Source organism: Moorena sp. SIO3I6 (assembly GCF_010672095.1).
Map to the genome: position 1 here is coordinate 1 of NZ_JAAHHU010000317.1, position 4,967 is coordinate 4,967.

Genomic DNA, 4,967 nt, shown 5'->3' on the forward strand with positions numbered 1-4,967 from the left:
CACCCCGGTTTTCCACTTATGTACAACAAACGTCACTTAACGGTTTTTTTGACTCAAAGCCTTACTCTGACAAGGTTGTTAGTTTTGTTATTTTAAATAATACCGTATTTCTATAAGAGCCGCACCCATTTCATTTCTGTAAAATTGCGAATTTTAGCCTTGAGCCATCCGTGGAATCTTTGCCGGAGATTAGACCGTTTTTTGCCACCTTTTGGCTTCCAAACCTTAAGGTTTTCAAAAACAATAGCTTCAGAGTTAAACTCCTTGGCAATTTCTACAATTCGCTTAGAAACAATATGGCCGATTTGATGGTTGATTCTTCGGCATTTATCATAGGTTTTAGAACAGAATCCTTTGTGAAGTTTCCCGCCTTTACCCATGGTCTGAGATGCCACGGATACGGATTTCAGTCGTTTGTCCCTACGGTCTATGTCTCTCCCCGGATGAATAAAATTAAACTAAGCCGGTGAGTCGCCTCACCGACTCGTCTTCAAAACCGTACGTGACACTTTCGCATCATACGGCTCCTCATCATAGGAACCATTGTCATTGGTACCTCTAAAATGGTTTCTCATCTAATTTTGAAGAATTGATTTTGATTCCATGTTTTATGTCGTGACAGTGGAGGTGTAATAATTCTAGATTTTTATCTAGGTCATTTCCCCCTAATGCGCGCGGTAGAATATGATGTTTTTCCAGTAAATCTCCGTTCCTGAAGGTAAGTCCACAATGAGCACATTTCCCTTTTTGCCTTTTCAAAAGCCTTCCCTTTTGACTGGTCATTTCAGGATGTTTTCTCATTCTGGTGTTCCAATAAATAAGGTCACCATCATAGGGGCTACGGGTCTCTTCAACTTTTACATGCCTTACAATTTTTGTTTCGGCATGTTTTGGAAGATTTTCCTTATTAGTTGAAAATGTCCAGTTATCGACCTTGGGGGCTTCCCAGGGTTTTTTATTCTTTTCTATTTTGGTTTTCCAGTATTTATTGTATACCCAGGTTCTTGATTTTTTTGGATGTCTCCTATATCCCCATCTTCGTAGTTTATTCCAAAGCATATATCCTACTGTCGAGAATGTTTCTTTACTACAGACTCCTCTGTAATAGTTACACCATCCGCGTATAATAGGTTTTAGGTGGCTTATTAATGCCTCCTGTGGGGCAGCTCTATGTCTGTGTATGACTTCTGAGAGCTGTCCATAATGCTTTTGAATTGCTTCTTTGGATGGCTTGATGATGGTTTTAAAGCCTTGTTTAGAATGGTTTTTACCTACTTTGTATTGACGGATATTGAACCCTAAAAAGTCGAATCCGTCAAATGTGTGGACTATTTTGGTTTTACTTGGCTTTAATTCCAATCCCATGTCTTTTAACCATGAATTGATGATTTCCTTGCAATCTTCTACCACGTTTTGGTTTTTATGCATGATGACAAAATCATCTGCGTATCGGACTAATTTTAGCGCTCTTTTATTATCCCGTTTACATCCAGGCATTGATTCAGCGTATTGTTTAATCTCTTTTTCCATTCCGTGGAGGGCTATATTCGCTAAAAGTGGAGAAATGACTCCGCCTTGAGGGGTACCCTCATCTGTAGAAGAGAATGTTCCATTATCCATCACACCGGATTTTAGCCAGGACTTTATTAAGCGTCTCATGGATGGATAGGTATTTAGTTTGTTTAGGAGTGCATCGTGGTTAATTTTATCGAAGCATTTGGCAATATCCGCATCAAGTACCCATTTGGGCATTTTATTGGTTGCCGTGAATATTGCTTCAATAGCATCATGACATGAGCGTCCTGGTCTGAACCCGTAAGAGTTGGGTTCAAATTTAGCTTCCCATTCAGGTTCTATAGCCTGTTTGGTAAGTGCCTGTAGAGCGCGGTCATACATGATTGGTATACCCAAAGGCCGTTTTTCTTTCCGTCCAGGTTTGGGAATCCATACTCTTCTGGTTGGTTGAGCCTTTTTAGAGATTTTTAGGCTGGCTACTAAGGTGAGACGTTGCCTATTATTTAAGGCTTTTATCCCATCTATTCCGGCAGTCTTTTTGCCCTTATTCTCTTGGGTAACCCTTCTAACCGCAATCATTTTAGCTGACCAGGATTTCATCAGAGTCTTTTGGAGCTTTCTTACTACGCGAACGTCACCACGTTGAGAGGCTCGATATATACGTTTTTGTAACTTAAACAGAGTCATTTCTAGCTTTCGCCAATTGACCTTGTTCCATTCCGACTGTGGGGCGAACCCCCTAGTTTTAGACATATTAATCACTATTTACATCTATATCTTTTCCTATAACGTGAGTCTGTTGGCATATCCTGGGCATTACCCCAGGCATTAGCTTCTGACTCAATCTTGCCACCATATGACTTGCGGCTAACTACCTACTCAGAATGTTCGACCTTTCTGAGAGTACATATGGCGGTTATCTCGTTCCTGACAACCATTCTGTGGACTTTTAGGGTAGTACTTTTTCACCGGGAACATGTGGGAAATCTTCGCAAGACGGGAAAACCTTGCAAACCGTATTCCATTGACGTTTGTCTGTAGTGAGTCAGCCTATTTCACTACGTAATCCTTACGATGATTCAGACGTACTTTCCTTGCGTACCCATGAGTCCTTTGCCTGTTACTAACACCACATTAGGTTAGCAGTGCTTCACTATTTGACCCTTGCATCAATCCATGAGTTTGTTATGTTCATGAATCAGGGTAAGGCTGTCACTCGGATTTCACGAGGGGAGGATTTACACCTCCATGGTTGCCAAGTTATCATGGTTCGGGTGAACCAAGCAGCTAGTCCCCCCGACCTTTGCAGGTAAGGTTTATAGCTAACGAGTCGCACTTCACGATAAATTACAGTGCCATCGGACTCAACGACTGAAATAACAGCAGTTTTATTAATTCCTAGATCTACTCCTACTACACGATTAACTTCTTTTTTCTGTACAGGTTTACAATGAAACGGAACTGATAACCACGCTTTCCCATTGCGTTGAATCAGCGACGGTGACAGCTGTTTGTTAGCTGGAATAGTATGTCGATTCCGAGTTGAAACGATCCCAACCGTTGTCCATACCCAATTTTTCCCGTTTAATACTTTGATTTGAATTTCTTCCAGGGAATCTAACCGATAACATTGACCTTGATAAAGCGCTGGATAACAGTTAGCTCCCATAGTCAGTAATGGTGGCTTAGCATCCCGTCTCTTCCGTGACTGTCCGCATTGCCAGTCTCTATATCTCGTTACAAAGCTGCTAACTTGCCCCAAGGAAAAAGCGATAGCAGCACGACGATAATAAGACGGCAATTTATAAAATACTCGATTAAATATTTTATACTTAGGGTTAGGGTTTTTATGGGTTTGGTGCATTAGCCGTTCTACGGCTGTAACGGCTTCTTTTGTATCTAAAGAACCGATTGTATCCCAATGGGTAAATAGGATTGAAGTCAAAAACTTACAGGCACGTTGATAAACAGAGATTGTCTCAGCAAACATTAATTGCTGAGGGGCACTTGGCTTAAGACTCCACTGATCGGTGCGAATAATTTTCTGTGACTTCTTTGCTATCATTCTTAGAGTATAGAACATCGACTATTGTGGTTTCAAGCCGTCTGGTGGTATGCCTGCCCATAGGGTGGGCTCTATTGAGATAGCTATAGTGTTGGTCACGAAGTCTCGTTATCCGGTGAGATCTGGTGATAAGCGAGTTAGACATAATCGATCTCATCAATGGCATATGTCAAAAACACCGCTGCATACTTAAAGAAGCGAAAGCTGACTTAGTTAAAAATGACCACATCCAATTACTGTTACTGATAGATTTGGCACCTGATGTATCAATAAGCACAACAATCAGGGAGATGACGATTAATGATAAGTTGTTCCTTGACCCTCACTTGAACGAAGTGGGGGAATGCGTCACAAATTTTGTTCAAAATCCTCCTAAGCCGGAAGACATAGCAGCAAACATGAAGCGTCTGGGTGAGTTGGGATTGCAGGTTCAGGTTACCGAGATGGACGTAAAAATCCATGATGGTAGCGGCACACAAGAAGAACGGGTGGCTGCTCAGACAAAGGTATATCGAGATATCCTCCAAGTTTGTTTAGAGGCTCCCAATTGTACAGCCTTCTTAACTTGGGAATTTGCAGATCATCATTCCTGGATTCCGGATTTATTTGGTAAACCAGATTCCCCTCTACCTTTCGATAACTCCTATCGTCCTAAAGCTGCTTATCACGCGATGGTTCAAGTTTTAAAAATTGATAGTTAAAAAGTAAAAAATAAAAATAAAAATCGCTTAAATTATCCTTTTTCATTCAATAAGTTATTGTATAATTTTGGAGGTAATTAACATGGTATATTTACCTGATACCCTCGAATTAACTATTAATTTAAGTGACGAACAATTTTTCCAGCTTTGTCAAGATAACAGGGATTTAAGATTTGAGCGCACCTCTGAAGGAGATTTAATCATCATGTCACCTACCGGAGGAAATACAGGTAGACGAAATATTAAACTATCGACTCAACTAGAATTGTGGAGCAGTCAAATGAAACTTGGTGTTGCATTTGACTCTAATACAGGATTTAAACTACCTAATGGAGCAAATCGTTCTCCTGATGCGTCTTGGGTTAAACGAGAGCGTTGGGAAGGGTTAACCTTAGAAGAACAGGATAAATTTGTTCCTTTATGTCCTGATTTTGTGCTAGAACTGCGTTCTCCGAGTGATTCCCTGTCTTGATGCAGTCGCTCATGGGGGAAACCACGGCAGTTGCTCATGGGGGAGACCCCCAAGACCGCACTGCCTCCCCAAGACCGCGCTGCATCGCTGAAAATGGTGCAAGCTAAAGTAAGAGAGTATATGGAAAATGGCGCTAGATTAGGATGGTTAATTGATCCCCAAAATAAGGTTGTGGAAATCTATCGTCCCAATCAAGATGTAGAAATTATCCAAT

The 4,967-nt window shown here is 41.1% G+C and carries 3 protein-coding genes and 2 pseudogenes; 2 read left to right on the plus strand and 3 right to left on the minus strand.

Annotated features, from left to right (window positions below):
* Positions 1-125: 125 nt before the first annotated feature.
* From F6K49_RS34960 to F6K49_RS34970, 3 genes and pseudogenes are all read right to left on the minus strand, one after another.
* Positions 126-452: pseudogene (locus F6K49_RS34960) on the minus strand (IS200/IS605 family accessory protein TnpB-related protein); the annotation flags it as partial.
* 106 nt (positions 453-558) lie between these two features.
* A complete protein-coding gene (ltrA, locus tag F6K49_RS34965) occupies positions 559-2,268 on the minus strand; it encodes a group II intron reverse transcriptase/maturase (RefSeq protein ID WP_293104122.1) in 1,710 nt (569 codons plus the stop codon).
* A gap of 445 nt (positions 2,269-2,713) precedes the next feature.
* Positions 2,714-3,580: a hypothetical protein gene (locus F6K49_RS34970; RefSeq protein ID WP_293104126.1), complete on the minus strand. Its 867-nt coding sequence runs from the start codon at positions 3,578-3,580 to the stop codon at positions 2,714-2,716.
* Between the two features lie 125 nt (positions 3,581-3,705).
* On the opposite strand from F6K49_RS34970, the gene F6K49_RS34975 reads away from it, so the two are divergent.
* Together F6K49_RS34975 and F6K49_RS34980 are read left to right on the plus strand one after the other, a co-directional pair.
* Complete coding sequence (locus F6K49_RS34975) at positions 3,706-4,281, plus strand: endo-1,4-beta-xylanase (protein ID WP_293104129.1); 576 nt, start codon at positions 3,706-3,708, stop codon at positions 4,279-4,281.
* 82 nt (positions 4,282-4,363) lie between these two features.
* Positions 4,364-4,967: pseudogene (locus F6K49_RS34980) on the plus strand (Uma2 family endonuclease); the annotation flags it as partial.